19 protein-coding genes and 3 tRNA genes are annotated in these 18,470 nt (G+C 71.5%); 3 read left to right on the top strand and 19 right to left on the bottom strand.

Annotation, left to right across the window (positions count from 1 at the left end; all coding sequences use genetic code 11):
* Nucleotides 1-626: 626 nt before the first annotated feature.
* The 11 genes from rplL to BOQ63_RS26370 form a co-directional block, all read right to left on the bottom strand.
* Nucleotides 627-1,010 carry a 50S ribosomal protein L7/L12 gene (gene rplL, locus BOQ63_RS26420; RefSeq protein WP_030290436.1) on the bottom strand — a complete coding sequence of 128 codons (384 nt, stop codon included), beginning with the start codon at nucleotides 1,008-1,010 and terminating at the stop codon, nucleotides 627-629.
* A gap of 90 nt (nucleotides 1,011-1,100) precedes the next feature.
* A complete protein-coding gene (gene rplJ, locus BOQ63_RS26415) occupies nucleotides 1,101-1,664 on the bottom strand; it encodes a 50S ribosomal protein L10 (protein ID WP_030290437.1) in 564 nt (187 codons plus the stop codon).
* A 357-nt stretch (nucleotides 1,665-2,021) separates the two neighbouring features.
* Nucleotides 2,022-2,900: an SCO4651 family lipoprotein gene (locus BOQ63_RS26410; protein WP_030557923.1), complete on the bottom strand. Its 879-nt coding sequence runs from the start codon at nucleotides 2,898-2,900 to the stop codon at nucleotides 2,022-2,024.
* Nucleotides 2,901-3,032: 132 nt separating this feature from the next.
* Nucleotides 3,033-3,980 carry an SCO4651 family lipoprotein gene (locus BOQ63_RS26405; protein ID WP_050366728.1) on the bottom strand — a complete coding sequence of 316 codons (948 nt, stop codon included), beginning with the start codon at nucleotides 3,978-3,980 and terminating at the stop codon, nucleotides 3,033-3,035.
* A gap of 106 nt (nucleotides 3,981-4,086) precedes the next feature.
* Nucleotides 4,087-4,920, bottom strand: a complete 834-nt coding sequence (locus BOQ63_RS26400) for an SCO4651 family lipoprotein (protein ID WP_033355164.1) — start codon at nucleotides 4,918-4,920, stop codon at nucleotides 4,087-4,089.
* Nucleotides 4,921-5,024: 104 nt separating this feature from the next.
* Nucleotides 5,025-5,807, bottom strand: a complete 783-nt coding sequence (locus BOQ63_RS26395; RefSeq protein ID WP_030290440.1) for a hypothetical protein — start codon at nucleotides 5,805-5,807, stop codon at nucleotides 5,025-5,027.
* 210 nt (nucleotides 5,808-6,017) lie between these two features.
* Complete coding sequence (gene rplA, locus BOQ63_RS26390) at nucleotides 6,018-6,740, bottom strand: 50S ribosomal protein L1 (RefSeq protein WP_030290441.1); 723 nt, start codon at nucleotides 6,738-6,740, stop codon at nucleotides 6,018-6,020.
* Nucleotides 6,741-6,844: 104 nt separating this feature from the next.
* Nucleotides 6,845-7,279, bottom strand: a complete 435-nt coding sequence (rplK, locus tag BOQ63_RS26385; RefSeq protein WP_030290442.1) for a 50S ribosomal protein L11 — start codon at nucleotides 7,277-7,279, stop codon at nucleotides 6,845-6,847.
* Nucleotides 7,280-7,445: 166 nt separating this feature from the next.
* A complete protein-coding gene (gene nusG / locus BOQ63_RS26380) occupies nucleotides 7,446-8,348 on the bottom strand; it encodes a transcription termination/antitermination protein NusG (RefSeq protein ID WP_078867727.1) in 903 nt (300 codons plus the stop codon).
* 206 nt (nucleotides 8,349-8,554) lie between these two features.
* On the bottom strand, nucleotides 8,555-8,881 hold the full coding sequence (gene secE, locus BOQ63_RS26375; RefSeq protein ID WP_030290444.1) for a preprotein translocase subunit SecE: 327 nt from the start codon (nucleotides 8,879-8,881) through the stop codon (nucleotides 8,555-8,557).
* 150 nt (nucleotides 8,882-9,031) lie between these two features.
* Nucleotides 9,032-9,104 (bottom strand) — tRNA-Trp (locus BOQ63_RS26370).
* Between the two features lie 286 nt (nucleotides 9,105-9,390).
* Between BOQ63_RS26370 and BOQ63_RS26365 the strand changes: the two genes are divergently transcribed.
* Both BOQ63_RS26365 and BOQ63_RS26360 read left to right on the top strand, forming a co-directional pair.
* Entirely contained in the window at nucleotides 9,391-10,638 is a 1,248-nt protein-coding gene (locus BOQ63_RS26365) for a pyridoxal phosphate-dependent aminotransferase (RefSeq protein WP_030557926.1), read from the top strand.
* 116 nt (nucleotides 10,639-10,754) lie between these two features.
* Nucleotides 10,755-11,804, top strand: coding sequence for an adenosine deaminase (locus BOQ63_RS26360; RefSeq protein WP_072655077.1), 1,050 nt, complete (start codon nucleotides 10,755-10,757; stop codon nucleotides 11,802-11,804).
* A gap of 49 nt (nucleotides 11,805-11,853) precedes the next feature.
* Here the strand turns inward: BOQ63_RS26360 and BOQ63_RS26355 are convergent, their stop codons facing one another.
* From BOQ63_RS26355 to BOQ63_RS26320, 8 genes are all read right to left on the bottom strand, one after another.
* Complete coding sequence (locus BOQ63_RS26355) at nucleotides 11,854-12,897, bottom strand: UDP-N-acetylmuramate dehydrogenase (RefSeq protein WP_030290447.1); 1,044 nt, start codon at nucleotides 12,895-12,897, stop codon at nucleotides 11,854-11,856.
* Between the two features lie 82 nt (nucleotides 12,898-12,979).
* The gene (locus BOQ63_RS26350) at nucleotides 12,980-14,536 is read right to left on the bottom strand and encodes an MFS transporter (protein WP_072655076.1); all 1,557 of its coding nucleotides are present in this window, start codon (nucleotides 14,534-14,536) and stop codon (nucleotides 12,980-12,982) included.
* A gap of 92 nt (nucleotides 14,537-14,628) precedes the next feature.
* Nucleotides 14,629-15,261, bottom strand: coding sequence for a TetR/AcrR family transcriptional regulator (locus BOQ63_RS26345; RefSeq protein WP_079183765.1), 633 nt, complete (start codon nucleotides 15,259-15,261; stop codon nucleotides 14,629-14,631).
* A 169-nt stretch (nucleotides 15,262-15,430) separates the two neighbouring features.
* Nucleotides 15,431-15,853, bottom strand: coding sequence for a MaoC family dehydratase (locus tag BOQ63_RS26340; protein WP_072655075.1), 423 nt, complete (start codon nucleotides 15,851-15,853; stop codon nucleotides 15,431-15,433).
* A 5-nt stretch (nucleotides 15,854-15,858) separates the two neighbouring features.
* On the bottom strand, nucleotides 15,859-16,317 hold the full coding sequence (locus BOQ63_RS26335; protein WP_030290451.1) for a MaoC family dehydratase N-terminal domain-containing protein: 459 nt from the start codon (nucleotides 16,315-16,317) through the stop codon (nucleotides 15,859-15,861).
* A gap of 130 nt (nucleotides 16,318-16,447) precedes the next feature.
* Complete coding sequence (gene rpmG, locus BOQ63_RS26330) at nucleotides 16,448-16,612, bottom strand: 50S ribosomal protein L33 (RefSeq protein ID WP_006604855.1); 165 nt, start codon at nucleotides 16,610-16,612, stop codon at nucleotides 16,448-16,450.
* An 83-nt stretch (nucleotides 16,613-16,695) separates the two neighbouring features.
* A tRNA-Met gene (locus BOQ63_RS26325) sits at nucleotides 16,696-16,768 on the bottom strand.
* A 43-nt stretch (nucleotides 16,769-16,811) separates the two neighbouring features.
* Nucleotides 16,812-16,884, bottom strand: a tRNA-Thr gene (locus BOQ63_RS26320).
* A gap of 227 nt (nucleotides 16,885-17,111) precedes the next feature.
* Here BOQ63_RS26320 and BOQ63_RS26315 point away from each other — a divergent pair.
* Nucleotides 17,112-18,380, top strand: a complete 1,269-nt coding sequence (locus BOQ63_RS26315; protein ID WP_030290452.1) for an amidohydrolase family protein — start codon at nucleotides 17,112-17,114, stop codon at nucleotides 18,378-18,380.
* Nucleotides 18,381-18,470: the final 90 nt, after the last annotated feature.

Below are 18,470 nucleotides of genomic sequence, written 5' to 3'. Positions count from 1 at the left end.
GGCCTGCTTGGGCTTGGAGCCGCCTACCTCGCCATGGCCTCTGCCGGGGTCGATGTCCCAGGTCAGAGCCGCTTTGCGGAGGCGGTGCCAGACCCCTTCAGGGCAACGCAAACTCCGGGCGACGAGTCACGGAGCAGCTAACAGGCAGCGCAAAGGGACAGTGTAGCCAAAGGCCACACTGCTGTCCAGCTCTGATTCGGAAACCGAATCGGAGACTCCTCCCGGTAGCCGGGGGCGCGGACGCCCACCGGGTACTGCTCTAACTCACGTGGAGTCATTTCCCGCCGGAGCCACTGGTTATGCATCCAGCGGCGAACCAACCGGGGCGGACTCGCGCCTTGAGAATCGCGCGCCTCGCCAGGTTCGTCAAGGGCCCGCCGGCGGCGCGGACCTCGACCCGTCTATCGGCCCGGAGCCCCCCGGCGTTACAGAAGCCGTGGTCGGGACCACTGTCGACGACGGTGATCACCATACTCCTCGACGCGGACAGTACCGAGTGAGCGATCGGCCACACCGGTGGTTCCCGGCCGCTCCGCCCGGCCTGCCCCGGGGGAACGCAAAAGGCCGGGCCGACCACCCGCAAGGGTGATCGGCCCGGCCTCAGGCCCCTCAGAGGGGGCGAGAAGTCACTTGACGGTGACCTTGGCGCCGGCACCCTCGAGGGCGGCCTTGGCCTTCTCGGCAACGTCCTTGGCAACCTTCTCCAGGACCTTGGCACCAGCGGTGTCAACGAGGTCCTTGGCCTCCTTCAGGCCGAGGGAGGTCAGGGTGCGCACCTCCTTGATGACCTGGATCTTCTTGTCGCCCGCACCGTCGAGGATGACGTCGAACTCGTCCTGCTCCTCGGCGGCCTCAACGGCAGCACCGGGAACGCCGGCGGCGGCAACGGCGACCGGGGCGGCGGCGGTGACGTCGAACTTCTCCTCGAAGGCCTTCACGAAGGCAGCGAGCTCGATGAGGGTGAGCTCCTCGAACTGCGCGAGCAGCTCGTCCTGGGACAGCTTCGCCATGATTGGCGTCCTTCCACTAAATCGGCAGGTGGTGCCGGATGTACGGGTTGGCGGGCGTACGGGCCCGCAGCGAGGCGTGAGCCTGCGGAATTACTCCGCGGCCTCGTCCTCGGCGGCGGGAGCCGGCGTACCGGCACCGCCCTGCTCGACCTTGTCGCGCAGCGCGTCCACAGTGCGGACGAGCTTCGACGGCAGGGCCTGGAAGAGCGCGGCAGCCTGGGACTGCTTGGCCTTCAGGGCACCCGCCAGCTTGGCGAGCAGCACCTCGCGGGACTCGAGGTCCGCGAGCTTCTTGATCTCATCGGCGGACAGCGCCTTGCCGTCAAGGACACCGCCCTTGATGATGAGAGCGGGGTTCTCCTTGGCGAAGTCACGCAGAGCCTTCGCCGACTCCACCGGGTCACCGGTGACGAAGGCGACAGCCGTCGGACCGTTGAACAGGTCGTCGAGCTCCGAAATCCCGGCCTCATTGGCCGCGATCTTGGTCAGCGTGTTCTTCACCACGGCGTACTCGGCGTTGTCGCCGAGCGAGCGACGCAGGGTCTTGACCTGCTTCACCGAGAGACCGCGGTACTCGGTGAGCAGCGCCGCGGAGGAGCCACGGAACTTGTCCGTGATCTCGGCGACGGCAGCAGCCTTGTCGGGCCTGGCCATAGGCTTACGCCTCCTTCCGTGATGTCGAAGTCCGGCCGACCGCGAAAGTCGACCATTCACGCCTCGAACCGACCGGACGGAAGGAAAGCCCTTGCGAAATGCAATGAGCCCCGGTGCGCAGGCGCACGGGGCTCGTGACGACCTCGACGGGCGGCCGCGCGGACGCGGTACCCGGAAGTCGAAGCTCCAGACACACCTGCGCGGGCTGCCTGCGACGAAGCGCAGATCCTTCGGCCACCTGCTCCCTGACGGGCGCGGCGACAACCAGCGGTCTTTGGCTTCGGCAACAGTAACCGGACCGGTCCGTACGACGCAAATCGCCCTCGGACGGGTGAACCCGGGCGGGCCGGGAGCGGCTCAGCGGGCCAGTGGGGAGACGGTCCGGACGCCGGTGTCCACGGTGTCCGTCTCGGCCGGCGCCTGGGCCGAGAGCAGCGGGCCGGCCGGGTCGGAGTAGAGCACCGAGTCGTCCGCCCGGCCGCTGTCGCCGTTGCCGGTGCGCTGGAGCCGGACCAGCTGGTCCTTGTCGTTCAGCCAGAGGTCCACGGTGAGCGAGATCGAGCCGCCGGGGGCCAGCGCGGCCCGCAGGTTGTCCCGTCGGGCCTGGGTCAGCGCGGTCTGGGCCGCCGCGTACTTCTCGGCGGTGGTGGTCACCCGGTAGTGCTCGACGGTCGAGTCCTCGTACTTCTCCTCGCCGACGAAGCTCGCCTCCGCCCCGTCTGCGGTGGCCGCGGCCAGCGCCTCGACCGGGTTCAGCAGGTCGATCAGCCCCGCGTACGGGACCTCCTTGTGGCCGTCCGGGTCGGGCGGGACGGTGAAGCGCTCCCAGTGCTTGCCGCCGTTCCTGGCCGCGGTGGCGGCGTCGCCACCCTGGTAGGCGACGGTGTCCACGACGATCAGCTGCTCGGCGTCCCCCGGGGTGGAGCGCTTGATCTGCAGCGCGGTCTTGGGCGCCCAGAACAGCGGACCGGAGCCGGCGTCCGCGCCCAGCCGGTAGCTGACCTTGGCCCGGCGGGCGGTCTGCATGGCCAGCTCGGCGGAGAGCAGCACCCCGTGCGGCGAGCGGTCGGTCGGCTTGGCCGGACCGGTCGGGGTGGCGGTGGTCGGGGAGGCACTGCTCGCGCTCGACCCGGCGGACGGCGTGGCGGGCGCGACATCGCCCCCGCCGCAGCCGGTCAGTCCGCTCGCGAGCACGGCGACGGCGGCCAGTGCCGCCAGCCGCTGCCGTCCCGCCATCGTGCGTTCCTCTCCCACCGGGCCACCTTGCCATCCGGACCCGGATCCGCCGGTGGCGGCCCCCTGGTCGCACCCCTGCGGCCCCGGCCCGTCCACCGGTCGGACGAGTCGGGGCCGGAGCGGGGACCGGGGTCAGCTGTTGTCGGCGGCGGCCGCGTCCTTGCCGAGCTTCGCCAGCTCGGTGATCTCGATCGAGTCGGACTTGTCCGGAGCGGTCGTGGCGACCGGGGTTCCGTAGTCCGAGTAGGTGACGGTGACCTTCATCGCGCCGGCCTTGGTGTCGGCCTGCTCCGTCCGCTTCACCACGAGCTGGTCGGCGTCCACCCAGACGTCGATGGTCTCGCTGGTGATGCCCATGGTGGCCAGCGACTTCTTCAGCTGGTCGACCTGCTCGGGGGTCAGGCCGCCGTTGGCCTTCGCCATGTTGGCCACGTTCAGCACACCGGTGTAGTGGGTGGCCGGCTTGCCGTTCACCGTCTCCTGGCCGACCTCGGTCACGGTGCCGGAGGCGATCAGGGTCCGCACCCCCTCCACGGGGTCGGCCTTCTTGAACTGGTCGGCGGTGCTCGCACCGCCGGCCGCGGTGCCGCCGCCCTGCATCTTGGCGACGTCGTCGAAGCCGATGTGCACCCAGTGCCGTCCGTCGGACGCCTTCAGGGCATCGCCGCCGAGCTTCATGTACATGCCGTCCGGCACGAACCGGTAGACGAACGCCGTGCCGCCCATGCTGGCGGTCATCTTGTCGGCATTCGGCATGCCGGACATGTCCATCGTCATGTCGCCCTGGAGACCGTCGCCCCAGCCCATGGCGCCGTCGGCCTTCATGGTGATGCTGCCGATGGCGATGTCCTCGGTGACCTTGGCGGACTTGGCCGCGCCGGTCTTCTTGGTGACCTGCTCCAGGAAGACCGCCGGGCTCACCTTGGCCGGCGGGGCCGCCTGGGTCGTCGCGGCGGCGGCCGTGGTGGGCGCGGCCGGGGCGGCGTTCTTGCCGGAGTCACTGTTGTCGTTGCAGGCGGTCGCGGTCAGCGCCAACGCGCCGAGGACGACGGCGACGGCGGCCTTGCGGGTTCCAGCCATGGTGTTCCCCCCTTGAGAACCCCCGGACGCGCGGTGCGCCCGGGGCGGTAGCCGGTGGTTGCTGCGGACGGTCCCGGCGCAGCGCCGGTTCGAGCGTCGGGCCGGATCAGCCGAAGAGCTTGAGGAGGTCGGCCTGGGAGCCGAGGTCACCGGCGGCGGGCGCCTCGGTCTTGCCGGCCTTGCCCAGGTCGGAGTACTTGATGGTGACGGCCTTCGCCTCGCCGTTGGTGTCGCCGTACTCCTGGTACTTGACGAGCTCCTGCTTGTCGTTCAGCCAGAAGTCGACGGTGAGGGTCTTGCCGTCCTCCTCCAGCGTCTTCTGGACGGACTGGCGCTGCTCGGGCGTGAGCGCGGTCATCCCGGCCACCAGGGTGGCGGTCTCCTCGACCGCCCGCAGGTGGGTGGTCTGGACGCCGTCGACGCCCTCCTGGGCGACCTTGCTCAGCTTGCCGCTCGCGGCGGCGATGGTGAGCTGGGCGACCGGGTTGGTCATCTGGCCCATCACCACGAAGGCGCCGCCCATCTCCTGCGAGGAGGGCACCTTGACCCAGTGCTTCCCCTGCAGGGCCGTGGCGTCGTCGGAGCCGACGTAGGCGTCGGCGCCGATCACCCGGATCTTGAGCTTCTTGCCGTCCATGTCGCTGGACACGTCCAGGGCGACCTTGCCCGGGTCCTTCCAGTCGACGGTGCCGGCGCCGCCCGGGCTGGTGGGGTCCGGGGAGGTCATGGCGACCTTGCCGTTCCCGGCCTTCTGCATCACCAGGGCGGCGGCGGTGAGCGCGGCCTTCGGGTCCGCGGTCAGCCCGGCCGGGACCGACCCGGCGTCCTTGGTGTCAGCGGCCGCCTTGTTGTCGCTGCCGCCCTTGCTGCCGCAGGCGGTGGCGCCGGCCAGCAGGACGGCGGCGGTCGCGACGGTGGCGGCGAGACGCACGGCACGCATGGAGTACCCCCCGTAAGTTCTTCGGAAGAGCCGATCCTCAGCTTCTTCTCACGCGGACTCTAACGGATCGCCGGGAGCGATCCGCACCGGATATCCCCCTGCGGTCATCCGGCCGCGGCGGACGCCGTGTCCCCCGCCCCGGGGACTGAGACATCCGTCGTGGTCACCGTGGTTCCGGCGCTCCCCCGCGCCGTCTCGCGCAGCCTCAGCAGCCGCCGGCCGGGCCCGACCCAGACGTCGTAGCCGATCTGCGCGACCCCGCGCTGCCGGTACCAGTCGACCAGCGCGGCCAGCCGCTGGGTGCTCAGCTCCCCGTCCGCGCCGAAGTAGTCGGCCACCGGGACGGTGCCCCGGTAGTGGGCGGCGGTCACTCCGGCCAGCTGTTCGCCGCCGAGCGAGCCGAGCCGGTCGGTCCGGGCCATCGCGTACGCCCGGCTGCCCGGGTTGGTGACCAGTGTGCTCATCCACCCGCCCGCGTAGCCGCCGGGGTCGATCCCGGCCTTCGGGTCGAGCGACTCCGCGGTGCCGCGGTCCGCGTGCTTGGGCGCGGCGCCCTGGTAGACGAGGTCGATCGCGCCGTCGTGGAGGGTCAGCCGTCCGCTGCCCAGTTCGTCGGTGACGGCCAGCGCGGCCTCGTCGCGGTCCCCCCAGACCAGCGTGCCGCTCGCGGTGCGCCGGCCGTCCGGGCCCTCCCGCACCACCTCGATCCGGGCGCCACCGGTGTCGTCCAGCGCCTGGGCGGCCGCGAGCACCACCTGCTTGGGCGGCACCGGCGCCGGCTCACCGGGGACCTGGGTGCCGGGGGCGGCCAGCATGCTGCAGCCGGTGGCGGCGCCGAGCAGCAGGAGGGCCGCCGCGAGCGCGGCGGGGCGAAGGGCGGGCGGCACGGCACACTCCGGCGGTCACGGATTCTCCACATGAACTGACCGGCAGAGCGTACGACGACTTGGTCAACCGTTCCCGTCCGCCCGTGTCCCGATCCCGCAACCGTTTCCGGGCCGTTCGCACCGCGGGGTCGGGGACGAACGACGGCGGGCCCGCACCCCCGGTGAAGGGGGTACGGGCCCGCCGTACGGACTGCTCTAGAGCGCTGGGGCTCAGACCGCGGCCGGGTCCTCCTCGACGAGGAGGTTGCGGGTGCGGTTCGGGTCCACCTGGATGCCGGGGCCCATGGTGGTCGAGAACGCGGTCTTCTTGATGTAGCGGCCCTTGGCGGCGGACGGCTTGGCGCGGAGCACCTCGTCCAGCGCGGCGGCGTAGTTCTCGACCAGCTGCTCGTCGGTGAAGGAGGCCTTACCGATGATGAAGTGCAGGTTCGAGTGCTTGTCGACGCGGAACTCGATCTTGCCGCCCTTGATGTCGTTGACAGCCTTGGCGACGTCCGGGGTCACGGTGCCGGTCTTCGGGTTCGGCATCAGACCACGGGGACCGAGCACGCGGCCCAGGCGGCCGACCTTGCCCATGAGGTCCGGGGTGGCGACGACGGCGTCGAAGTCCAGCTTGCCCTTCGCGACCTCGTCGATCAGCTCGTCGGCACCGACGATGTCGGCGCCCGCAGCACGCGCGGCCTCGGCACGCTCGCCGGTCGCGAAGACCAGGACCCGAGCGGTCTTACCGGTGCCGTGCGGGAGGATCACGGTGCTGCGGACCATCTGGTCGGCCTTGCGCGGGTCGACGCCCAGACGCATGGCGACCTCAACGGTGCCGTCGAACTTGGTGGTGCTGGTCGCCTTGGCGAGGCGGACGGCCTCGAGCGGGGCGTAAAGGCGCTCGCGGTCGACCTTGGCGTCCGCGGCCTTCAGAGCCTTGCTGCGCTTCACTGCTGCTCCTGAATGGTGATGGGAGTTGTGGTAGTCAACGGGCCTGCGCAGGCCCTACCACGGGGGACGGCTGAGCCGTGGGTGTCCCTGGCGGGACGGGAGGATCAGCCCTCGACGGTGATGCCCATCGACCGGGCGGTGCCGGCGATGATCTTCTCCGCCGCGTCCAGGTCGTTGGCGTTCAGGTCGGGCATCTTGGTGGTGGCGATCTCGCGGACCTGGGCGCTGGTGAGCTTGGCGACCTTGGTCTTGTGCGGCTCGCTGGAGCCCTTGTCGACGCCCGCGGCCTTCAGGATGAGGCGCGCGGCCGGCGGCGTCTTCGTGATGAAGGTGAAGGAACGGTCCTCGTAGACCGTGATCTCCACCGGCACGATCATGCCGCGCTGCGACTCGGTCGCAGCGTTGTAGGCCTTGCAGAACTCCATGATGTTGACGCCGTGCTGACCCAGCGCGGGGCCGACCGGCGGCGCCGGGTTGGCCGCACCGGCGTTGATCTGGAGCTTGATAAGCCCCGTGACCTTCTTCTTCTTGGGAGGCATGTCTCTCCGGGTCCTTCCGAGAGGTGATTGCTGGTGCGTGCGGAACCGGGGCGACACCCGGTCGCCAGCACACACATCGGACCAGGCTAACGCGTCGGCGCCGCTGGACCAAAACGGATTCGGGGCGGGGGCCCTCGGCCCCCGCCCCGGATCCGAAGACCGTGGACTAGTTCTTCTGGATCTGGTCGAAGGAGAGCTCGACCGGGGTCTCCCGGCCGAAGATCTCGACCAGGCCCTTGACCTTCTTCGAGTCGGGGTTGATCTCGTTGATGGTCGCCTGGAGGGTCGCGAACGGGCCGTCGGTGACGGTGACCGAGTCGCCGACCTCGAAGTCCAGCACCTGGATCTCGGTCGGCTTGACCGGCGAGGGCTTGCCGGCCTCCTTGGCGGCCTGGCGCTCGACGTCCGGGGCGAGCATCTTGACGACCTCGTCCAGGGTCAGCGGGTACGGGTCGTAGGCGTTGCCGACGAAGCCGGTGACACCGGGGGTGTTGCGCACGACGCCCCAGGACTCCGGGGTGAGGTCCATGCGGACCAGGACGTAACCGGGGAGCTTGTTCTGGCGGATGGTCTTGCGGTCGCCGTTCTTGATCTGGACGACCTCCTCCTGCGGCACCTCGGCCTGGAAGATGTACTCCTCGACGTTCAGCGAGACGGCGCGCTGCTCCAGGTTCTGCTTCACCCGGTTCTCGTAGCCGGCGTAGGTGTGGATCACGTACCACTCACCCGGCATGAAGCGCAGGTCCTCGCGGAACTTGGCGACCGGGTCGACCTCGGCCTCGGCCTCGGCGGCGGACTCCTCGGCCTCGGTCTCCTCGTCGGCCTCGGCGGCGAGCTCCTCGGTGCCGTCCTCCGCCTCGGCGGCCTCCACGTGCAGCGCGGACTCCTCGGCGGCCTCGCCGGACTCGGCCTCGTCGTACGCCTCGACCTCGTCCTCGTCGCTGTCCGCGGCGTCGACGATCTGCTCGGCGGACTCGGCGTCGTCAGCCAGCTCGGCCGCGTCCAGCTCGGCGGCGACATCCGCCTCGCGGACGGTCTCGTCGGCGTCGTACAGGGGGGACTCAGACACGGTGGCTGCTTCTTTCCTGGAGATGGTGAAGGTGGCGCGCTCCGAAACCGGACCGGCGCGCGGCCGCTCGCGCGGGCGCCAGGAGAGGTCTCGGAGACTTCAACAGTACCGAGTCCACGGTACGCGCGCGTACGTCCGCCGCCGACAGCTCGACCCGGGCCGAGGATTCGGCCCGGGTCGGGAGGTGGTTCGGAGGTGGGGCTCGATCAGCCGAAGACCAAGAGGCTCAGCTTGGCGAAGCCGTAGTCGAGGCCGTAGACGAAGCCCATCACGACCACGACGAAGGTCACCACGACGGCGGTGTAGTTGGTGAGCTCGCTCCTGGTGGGCCAGACGACCTTGCGCAGCTCGGCGATGATCTGGCGGTAGAACAGGCCCATCCGCGCGAAGAGGCCCTTCTTGGCCCGCTTGCCGGACTTCTTCTGCTTGCCGGACTTCTTGCCGTCCTCGGCAGCAGCGGTCTCGGCAGCGCCGTCGGTCCCCTCGGGGTTGCCGCTCTCAGGCGTTGCGGTGGAGCCCGTGGTCTCCGTCACTCGTCCTCACCTGAATCCGGGTCCGGCCGAACATCGCCTGCGTACCCGGTTCAGGCACGAGCGGTCGGCTCAAGCGGTGCTGATCGGTGCCCTCTCCGCATCAAGCCCGCTCGCTCTGTGGAGCGAACGGGCTGAGTACGGATCAAGCAGCAGGGCAAGAGGGACTCGAACCCCCAACCGCCGGTTTTGGAGACCGGTGCTCTACCAATTGAGCTATTGCCCTACGGAACCTCGCGGCCCCTGGTGGCGACCAACCTACCGCATCTCCCCCCGCCGTCTGCACAGGCGGTGAAAGCTCCGGTCTTTTCCGGTGGGCCGTCGAGGAGCGAGTGTACGTGGTCGGAGGCTGTTTGGTCGAACCTCTTCTTCCGGAGCCGCCGCCCGACCGGCGGATGTCCGGCCGGGCGCGTCGACCACCGGCGGATCGGCGGGGGCCGCGATGCGGACGGAGCCGTACGGATGGTGAAACCGCGATGACCGGTCCGTCCCGGTTCTGCGACGATGCAGGCATGAGCGCTTCCACCCCGCAGCCCGACCCTTCCATCCGCCCCGCCGACCGCCGGGTCTCCGCCCGGATCGGCGCGATCGCCGAGTCCGCGACCCTCGCCGTGGACGCCAAGGCCAAGGCCCTCAAGGCGGCCGGCCGTCCGGTGATCGGCTTCGGTGCCGGCGAGCCCGACTTCCCCACGCCGGACTACATCGTCGAGGCGGCCGTCGAGGCCTGCCGCGACCCGAAGAACCACCGTTACACCCCGGCGGGTGGCCTGCCCGAGCTGAAGGCCGCGATCGCCGCCAAGACGCTGCGCGACTCGGGCTACGAGGTGGACGCCTCCCAGGTGCTGGTCACCAACGGCGGCAAGCAGGCGATCTACGAGGCCTTCGCCGCGATCCTGGACCCGGGCGACGAGGTCATCATCCCGGCCCCGTACTGGACCACCTACCCGGAGTCGGTCCAGCTGGCCGGCGGTGTCCCGGTGGAGGTCGTGTCCGACGAGACCACCGGCTACAAGGTCTCGGTCGAGCAGCTGGAGGCCGCCCGCACCGAGAACACCAAGGTGGTGCTGTTCGTCTCCCCGTCCAACCCGACCGGCGCGGTGTACACCGAGGCCGAGGCCGAGGCGATCGGCCGCTGGGCGCTGGAGCACGGCCTGTGGGTGCTCACCGACGAGATCTACGAGCACCTGGTCTACGGCGGCGCGAGCTTCACCTCGCTGCCGGCCCTGCTGCCCGAGCTCGCCGACAAGTGCATCGTGGTCAACGGGGTCGCCAAGACCTACGCCATGACCGGCTGGCGGGTGGGCTGGGTGATCGGCCCCAAGGACGTGATCAAGGCCGCGACCAACCTGCAGTCGCACGCCACCTCGAACGTCTCCAACGTCGCGCAGCGCGCCGCGCTGGCCGCCGTCGCGGGCGACCTGGACGCGGTGGCCGAGATGCGCGAGGCCTTCGACCGCCGCCGCAGGACCATCGTGCGGATGCTCAACGAGATCGAGGGCGTCCTGTGCCCCGAGCCCGAGGGCGCCTTCTACGCGTACCCGTCGGTCAAGGGCCTGCTGGGCAAGGAGATCCGCGGCCGTCGCCCGCAGACCTCCGGCGAGCTGGCCGCGCTGATCCTGGACGAGGCCGAGGTCGCGGTCGTCCCGGGCGAGGCCTTCGGCACCCCCGGCTACCTGCGGCTCTCCTACGCGCTGGGCGACGCCGACCTGGTCGAGGGCGTCAGCCGGCTCCAGAAGCTGCTCGGCGAGGCCACCGACTGACCTCCCAGGTCAACACGACATCCGGGATTCACCCGGCACACCGCCCTCTTTCACCCCTTCGGGGGATGGGAAGAGGGCGGTTCCCGTTCGGGGGCCGCATACGGCAGTATCGGAAAATGGAACGCCTGTTGAACCCGCGAGACGTCAGGGGCCTCCCGAAGGCCCACCTGCACCTGCACTTCACCGGCTCGATGCGGCCCGCCACCCTGCTGGAGCTGGCCGCCAAGCACGGCGTCCGGCTGCCGGAGGCCCTCAGCTCCGGCGAGCCGCCCAAGCTGCGGGCCACGGACGAACGCGGCTGGTTCCGCTTCCAGCGCCTCTACGACACCGCCCGCTCGGTGCTCCGCGACGAGTCGGACATCCGCCGGCTGGTCCTGGAGACCGCGGAGGACGAGCGGCGGGACGGCTCCCGCTGGCTGGAGATCCAGGTCGACCCGACCTCCTACGCGCCCCGGCTGGGCGGGCTGATCCCCGCGCTGGAACTGATCCTGGACGCCGTCGAGCACGCCTCCGCGGCCACCGGGGTGGGCATCCGGGTACTGGTCGCGGCCAACCGGATGAAGTCCCCGATGGACGCCCGGACGCTGGCCCGGCTCGCCGTCCGCTACGCCGACCGCGGCGTGGTCGGCTTCGGCCTCTCCAACGACGAGCGCCGCGGCCTGGCCCGCGACTTCGACCGGGCCTTCGAGATCGCCCGCAAGGGCGGGCTGCTGGCCGCCCCGCACGGCGGCGAGCTCGCCGGGCCGGAGTCCGTCCGGGACTGCCTGGACGACCTGGGCGCCGGCCGGATCGGCCACGGCGTCCGGGCCGCCGAGGACCCGCGGCTGATGGCCCGGCTGGCGGACCGCCAGATCACCTGCGAGGTCTGCCCGTCCTCCAACGTCTCGCTCGGCGTCTACGAGCGCCCCGAGGAGGTGCCGCTGCGCCGGCTGTTCGACGCCGGGGTGCCGCTGGCGCTCGGCGCGGACGACCCGCTGCTGTTCGGCAGCCGGCTCGCCGCCCAGTACGACCTGGCCCGGGACGTCCTGGGCTTCGGCGACGCCGAACTCGCCGAGCTGGCACGGCAGTCGGTGCGCGGCTCGTGCGCGCCGGAGGCCGTCCGCAAGGAGCTGCTGGCGGACATCGACGCCTGGCTGGTGGACGGGCAGGCACCCCCCGGGTCCTAGGTCCTGGAGCTGTCCGGCCCGGGGCTGGCCGGCCCAGGGCTGTCCGGTCCTAGAGCTTGACGCCCACCATCACCGGCTCGTTCACCAGCTCCACCCCGAAGGCCTCGCGGACCCCGTCCCGGATCTCCCGGGCCAGGGCCAGCAGGTCCTCGGCGGTGGCCGCGCCGCGGTTGGTGAGCGCCAGGGTGTGCTTGGTGGAGAGGGTCGCCGGGCCGTCGCCGTAACCCTTGCCGAAGCCCGCCCGGTCGATCAGCCAGGCCGCCGAGGTCTTGGTGCAGCCCTCCGGGGCCGGGTAGGCGGGGGCGTTCTCGGTGCCCGGACGGGTGCGGAAGGACTCGTACTGCGCCGCCGTCAGCACCGGGTTGGTGAAGAAGGAGCCGGCCGACCAGGTGTCGTGGTCCGCCGGGTCCAGCACCATGCCCTTCCCGGCCCGCAGCGCCAGCACCGCCTCGTACGCCTCGACCAGCGGTACCGGCTCGCCCTGCTCGACGCCGAAGTGCCTGGCGACCTCGGCGTACTTGACCGGGGTGGAGAGCCCGGCCCGGTCCGCCAGGGCGAAACGCACCCGCAGCACCACGTAGCGGTCCGGCTCGGCCTTGAAGCGGCTGTGCCGGTAGGAGAACGCGCACTCGGCGTTCGTGAGGGTGACCACCTCGCCCGCCGCGCGGTCGTACGCGACCACCTCGGTGACGGTCTGGGCCACCTCCTGGCCGTACGCTCCGACGTTCTGCACCGGGGTCGCGCCGGCCGAGCCGGGGATGCCGGCCAGGAACTCGATGCCGGCCAGGCCGTGCTCGCACACCGCGCGGGTGACCGCCTCCGACCACACCTCGCCGGCCGCCAGCTCCAGCACCGTGCCGTCCAGGGCGAAGCCGGTGGTGGCGATCCGCAGCGCGGTGCCGGGGAAGCCCGCGTCGCCGATCACCAGGTTGGAGCCGCCGCCGAGGACCAGCAGCGGCTCGCCCGCCGCGTCGGCCTCGCGGACGGCGGCGATCACCTCGTCGTCGGTGTGGGCGGTCACCAGGCGGCGGGCCGGGCCGCCGAGCCGGAGCGTGGTCAGCGGGGCGAGGGGGGCGTCGTTTTCTACCAGCACGCCCACCAGCGTAAGGGGACGGGGGCGGCCGGTCGGCCGCCCCCGGTGGACGTGGGCGCGGGCCCGGGCCCGCGCCCACCGCTCAGGCCTTCGAGACCTCGGCCGGGACGGGCCGCCCCTCCACGGGCGCCGCGGACTGCTCGATCACCGCCGCCTGCTCGATCATCGCGGCCCTCTCGATCACGGCCGCCTGCTCGGTCCCCACGGCCCCGGCCGCCTTCGCCCGGCGCGGCAGCACCAGCGCGCAGACCGCGCCCGCCAGTACGAGGCCGGCTCCGACGTACAGCGCGGGCACCATCGCGTGGACGAAGTTCCCCGCCGAGCCGTCGCCGCCGCGCGCCGAGAACACCGCCGACAGCACGGCCACCCCGAGCGCGCCGCCGACCTCGCGCAGAGCGTTGTTGGCACCGGAGGCGATGCCCTGCTCCTCCGGCCGGACGCTGTCCATCACCATGGCGGCGGTCGGCGCGAAGTACATCGCCATGCCGACGCCGCACATCACCACGGCGGGGACCACCGGGGAGTACTCGTAGTGGCCGAGCCCGTCGTTGATCGCCGCGTACAGCGCCAGGCCGACGCCCTGGAGCGTCAGTCCGACGAGCACGATCGGACGGCCGCCGAAGCGGTCGGCCAGGATTCCGGCCGCCGGCGCGACGACCAGGCCCACCCCGGTCCACGGGAGCATCCGGATGCCGGCCTCCTGCGGGGTGTAGCCGCCCACGGTCTGGAGGTGCTGGCTGATCAGGAAGATCGAGCCGAACATCCCGAGGAACATCAGCAGGCCGGAGGCGTTGACCGCGGCGAAGGTCCGGTTGCGGAACAGCCGCATCGGCAGCATCGGGTGCCTGGCGCCGCGCTGCTCGTAGCGCACGAACGCGATCAGCAGCACCAGGCCGCCGGCCAGCGCGGCCAGCACCAGCGGGCTGGTCCAACCGTCCGGGTTGCCGCGGATCAGGCCGAGCACGACGCCGAACAGGCCGAGGCTCACCAGCACCGTGCCGACCGCGTCCAGGGCCGGGCTGGCGCCGAAGCTCTCGCGCAGCCGCAGGGCGGCCAGCGGCACCAGGGCGACGCCGACCGGGACGTTCACCCAGAAGATCCACTGCCAGGAGAAGTGCTCGGTCAGGGCGCCGCCGATCAGCGGGCCGGCGGCGATGGCGAGGCCGTTGACCCCGGCCCAGATGCCGAAGGCCATCCCGCGCTTGACCGCAGGGACGGCGGCCGTCAGCAGGGTGAGGGTGAGCGGCATCGACACCGCGGCGCCGACGCCCTGGAGGGCGCGGGCGGCGATCAGCGCGCCGATGCCGGGCGAGAGTGCGGCCGCGGCGGAACCGACGGTGAAGAGGCTGAGCCCGATCAGGAACATCCGGCGGCGGCCGAAGCGGTCGCCGAGCGCCGCGCCGAACATCAGCAGCACGGCGAAGGACAGGGTGTAGGCGCTGACCGTCCACTCCAGGTCGGACAGCCCGCCGCCGAGCTCCTCGCGGATGGACGGCAGCGCGGTGGTGACGACCAGGTTGTCCAGGGCCGCCATGAAGCCGGCGAGGCTGGTGATCACCAGGGTCCAGACGCCGGTGCGTCCGAGGCCCGGTTTCTCGGTCGCGAGTTCCGCCGCGTTCTTCGTCGTGATCTCCGTCATGACTCCACTTCCCCCAGAGTTTCCCAGATAGTTATTGATCACTAACTTTCGACGGCCGAAAAAGGGCCGCACGGACTCCACCGTGCGACCTGCTACTCCCCGCCCGCGCGCCCGTCCCGGCGTTCGCCCTCGCCGTCGTGCTCGTCCCGGCGTTCACCTTCGTGCCCGTACCGGCGTTCGCCCTCGTGCTCGTCCTCGCGCTCGCCGAAGCCGTCCCAGATCCGGTGCTCCCGGGGGAAGCCCAGCGCGACCAGGGTGTTGATCAGCATCCCGTACGCGAAGAACTCCGTGGTGCCCTGCACGTCACCGCCGACCCGCTCCCGGACCCGCTCGAACAGCTCCCCCCACAGCTGCCGGGCCATCGCCCCGATCTCGTCCTCGCCGGCCATCCGGGAGGCGAACACCGAGACGTAGAGCTGCATCTGCATCATGAGCTGCTCGCGGTCCTCGACCAGGCCCATGTACGCCTCGGACATCGCCGCGGCGGCCTCCTCCCCGGTCAGCCCGACGGACGCCTCGTCGAAGACCCGCCAGGTCTCCTCGATGCAGCGCTCGGCGGCGGCCGTGAAGATCGCCTGCTTGCCCGGGAACAGCCGGAACAGGTACGGCTGCGAGACGCCCACCCGGCGGGCGATCGCCTCGGTGGACGTGCCCCGGTAGCCGTGCCTGGCGAACTCGATCACCGCGGCCCGGACGACGCTCTCGCGCCGCTCCTCCGCACTCATCCGCATGCTCGTCTTCGCCACGGCAATAAGTTAGTGACCAATCACTAGCCCCGCAAGCCCGAAAAACGCCCCGGAACCCGCCGAACGGGCCCCGGGGCGGCTGACCTCGGAGAACGGCCTGGGAACAGACCGGGAGCCGGGCCGGCGAACCGGCCGGAGATCGGGCGCCTCAGGCGAGCCGGACGACCGCCCTGGACATCCCGAGCACCTTCTGGCCGCCCGAGGTGGCCAGCAGGTCGACCTGCACCCTGCGGTCCTCCAGCTTCTTGGCGACCTTGGCCGAGACCTCGATCACCGCGCCGACCCCGTCGTTCGGCACCGGCACCGGCCGGGTGAAGCGGACGCCGTACTCGACCACCGCGGCCGGGTCGCCGACCCAGTCCGTGACGACCCGGATCGCCTCGGCCATGGTGAACATGCCGTGCGCGATGACGTCCGGCAGGCCGACCTCCAGCGCGAACTTCTCGTTCCAGTGGATCGGGTTGAAGTCGCCGGAGGCACCCGCGTAGCGCACCAGTGTGGCGCGGGTCACCGGGAAGGACTGCGCCGGCAGCTCGGTGCCGGCCTCGACCTCGTCGTAGTTGATCGCCATCGCGCTCACTCCCCCGCCTCGTCGGCGGCCCGGGCCACCAGCGTCATGATCGCCGTCACCACGTGCTCGCCGGTCTCGTCCGCCACCTCGCCGCGCACGGTGAGCACGTCGTTGCCCGCCAGCGACTTGATGTTGTCGATGGTGACCGCGACCGTCAGCCGGTCACCGGCCCGCACCGGGCGGCTGTACCGGAACTTCTGGTCACCGTGCACCACCCGGCTGTAGTCGAGGCCCAGCTCCGGGTCCTCGACGACCTGGCCGGCCGCCTGGAAGGCGATCGCGAACGGGAAGGTCGGCGGGGCGATCACGTCCTGGTGACCCAGCGCCTTCGCGGCCTCCGCGTCGGTGTACGCCGGGTTGGCGTCCCCGATCGCGATCGCGAACTCGCGGATCTTCTCCCGGCCGACCTCGTAAGGATCGGTGGGCGGGTAACTACGCCCGATGAAGGACGGGTCGAGCGCCATGGCAGCTCCTCGGAACGCGGATGGAAACGCGGACGGATACGAAAAAGACTCCGGGCCGCACCCCCTGTTGAGGGATACGGCCCGGAGTCGAAGACCTGAGTTCACACAGGCCCGGCGCCCTGCGACAGGGTCAGCGGGTCTCGCGGTGCGCGGTGTGCGAGTTGCAGCGGGGGCAGTGCTTCTTCATCTCAAGACGGTCCGGGTCGTTACGCCGGTTCTTCTTGGTGATGTAGTTCCGCTCCTTGCACTCCACGCAGGCCAGCGTGATCTTCGGGCGGACGTCGGTGGCAGCCACGGGAGTGCCTTCCTTGGACAACGAATAAGAACACAACAAGAGTAGCCGACCGGGAGTGCGATCTCCCGACCGACTACGCGGGGTAGCGGTGACCGGACTTGAACCGGTGACACAGCGATTATGAGCCGCTTGCTCTACCAACTGAGCTACACCGCCACAGTGATCAGCAGCACAGCCGAAGCTGACCGCCTTTCACCAGAGCCCCCATGCGGAATCGAACCGCAGACCTTCTCCTTACCATGGAGACGCTCTACCGACTGAGCTATAGGGGCGAACGAGGAAGAGATTACACGTTCCGCGCCCAGAGGTGAAATCCGTATCCCGGGGCGAAGACCGCAGGTCGGCGAGGTGCACGGACGACCGATCCAAGGCCGGGCGTTCGATCGGCCCACGAGCCGCGCGCCCCGAGCCGATACGACTATTGCCCGCCTCCCGGCGGCCCGCCCCCGTGCGCCATAGGCTCGACGCTCATTGGCCGGGGCACGAGAAGGAGCCGTCGATGGACAGCGCAGCCCCCGACGGGCCGCACTCCGGGCCCGACCCGGCGGCCAACCCACTCGGACACGGCCCGGTCCTGCTCCTCACCGGGGCCCGGCTGGCCGACGGACGGGTGGTGGACGTCCGGATCAGCGGCGACCGCATCCAGGCGGTCGGCACCGTCGGCAGCCTCGGCCCGCTGCCCGCCCTGCCCGGCGCCCCCACCGTCACCACCGGCGCCCGGATCGACCTCCGGGGCTACCTCCTGCTCCCGGCCCCCGCCGAGGCGCACGCCCACTACGACTCCGCCTTCTCCGCCGCCCTGCCCGCCCCGCCGCCGGACACCCCCGCCGACCTCACCCGCCGGGTCACCGAGGCCGCGCTCACCTCGCTCGGCTACGGTGCCACCGCCCAGCGCACCCACGTACGGATCGGCGACGTGCACGGGCTGCACCCGCTGGAGGCGGTGCTCACCGCCCGCCAGGCGCTGCGGGGCCTGGCCGATCTCCAGGCGGTGGCGATGCCCCGGCTGCTCACCGGCCGGGCCGGCGCGGACGGGCGTGCCCAGCTGCGCGAGGCCCTCAAACTGGGCGCCACGGCGGCCGGCGGCTGCCCGGAGCTGGACCCGGACCCGGCGGGGTACGTGCAGCTGCTGCTGGAGGCCGCCCGGGAGGCGGACTGCCCGGTCGACCTCCACACCACCGCCGCAGACGCGGCCCAACTCGCCCGTCTGGCGAGTGCGTTGGCGCCGCTTCGGCCGCGGGTGACGCTCGGCCCGTGCGGGGCGCTGGCCCGCGGCGCGTCCACCGTGCTGGCGACCAGCGGGGTGCGGGTGGTCTGGCTGCCGCAGAACGGCGGCTGTACCGGGCTGGAAGGTCGGCCGTCCGGCCAGCGGCCCGGTCTGGTGCGGGAGTTGACCGCGGCCCGGGTGCCGCTGGCGGCCGGCAGCGGCGCCCTTCGGGACCAGTCCAACCCGGTCGGCCGGGCCGACCCGCTGGAGTCCGCCTATCTGCTCGCGGCGGGCGGGGAGTTGGACCCGGAGGCGGCCTACGACGCGGTGGCGAACCAGGCCCGGGCGGCGCTCGGGCTGCCGCCGGTCCGGGTGGACGCCGGATTCCCGGCGGAGCTGCTGGCGGTGCGCGGGGACAGTCTGGCCGGGGCGCTCGCGGGCGGGCACAGCCGGCTGGTGGTGCACAGCGGCCGGGTGGTCAGCCGGACCAGCGCGGTCCGGGAGTTCGCCGACACGGTGGCGCTGGCGCTGCCCCGGCAGTCCGACGGCGCCGACTGCTGAGGCCGCAGGCCAGAAGGGCGCGCGCTTTGCGCCGCGCGCCCCTCCCCCACCTGCTGGCCGTCCTCGGGGACGGCGGCCGGAGCGGCCCCG

It is taken from the genome of Streptomyces viridifaciens, assembly GCF_001888885.2.
In the GTDB taxonomy this organism is placed as follows: Bacteria; Actinomycetota; Actinomycetes; order Streptomycetales; family Streptomycetaceae; genus Kitasatospora; species Kitasatospora aureofaciens.
This window is presented reverse-complemented; position numbering and strand designations above follow the sequence as displayed.

What these genes read in the sequence shown, in the direction of transcription:
- BOQ63_RS26360 (WP_072655077.1), top strand. Translation starts at nt 10,755, where the DNA reads ATGGAACGCCTGTTGAACCCGCGAGACGTCAGGGGCCTCCCGAAGGCC.
- BOQ63_RS26335 (WP_030290451.1), bottom strand. Translation starts at nt 16,317, where the DNA reads ATGGCGCTCGACCCGTCCTTCATCGGGCGTAGTTACCCGCCCACCGAT.
- BOQ63_RS26340 (WP_072655075.1), bottom strand. Translation starts at nt 15,853, where the DNA reads ATGGCGATCAACTACGACGAGGTCGAGGCCGGCACCGAGCTGCCGGCG.
- BOQ63_RS26365 (WP_030557926.1), top strand. Translation starts at nt 9,391, where the DNA reads ATGAGCGCTTCCACCCCGCAGCCCGACCCTTCCATCCGCCCCGCCGAC.
- BOQ63_RS26315 (WP_030290452.1), top strand. Translation starts at nt 17,112, where the DNA reads ATGGACAGCGCAGCCCCCGACGGGCCGCACTCCGGGCCCGACCCGGCG.
- BOQ63_RS26400 (WP_033355164.1), bottom strand. Translation starts at nt 4,920, where the DNA reads ATGCGTGCCGTGCGTCTCGCCGCCACCGTCGCGACCGCCGCCGTCCTG.
- rplJ (WP_030290437.1), bottom strand. Translation starts at nt 1,664, where the DNA reads ATGGCCAGGCCCGACAAGGCTGCTGCCGTCGCCGAGATCACGGACAAG.
- rplL (WP_030290436.1), bottom strand. Translation starts at nt 1,010, where the DNA reads ATGGCGAAGCTGTCCCAGGACGAGCTGCTCGCGCAGTTCGAGGAGCTC.
- BOQ63_RS26350 (WP_072655076.1), bottom strand. Translation starts at nt 14,536, where the DNA reads ATGACGGAGATCACGACGAAGAACGCGGCGGAACTCGCGACCGAGAAA.
- BOQ63_RS26405 (WP_050366728.1), bottom strand. Translation starts at nt 3,980, where the DNA reads ATGGCTGGAACCCGCAAGGCCGCCGTCGCCGTCGTCCTCGGCGCGTTG.
- BOQ63_RS26345 (WP_079183765.1), bottom strand. Translation starts at nt 15,261, where the DNA reads ATGAGTGCGGAGGAGCGGCGCGAGAGCGTCGTCCGGGCCGCGGTGATC.
- BOQ63_RS26410 (WP_030557923.1), bottom strand. Translation starts at nt 2,900, where the DNA reads ATGGCGGGACGGCAGCGGCTGGCGGCACTGGCCGCCGTCGCCGTGCTC.
- rplK (WP_030290442.1), bottom strand. Translation starts at nt 7,279, where the DNA reads ATGCCTCCCAAGAAGAAGAAGGTCACGGGGCTTATCAAGCTCCAGATC.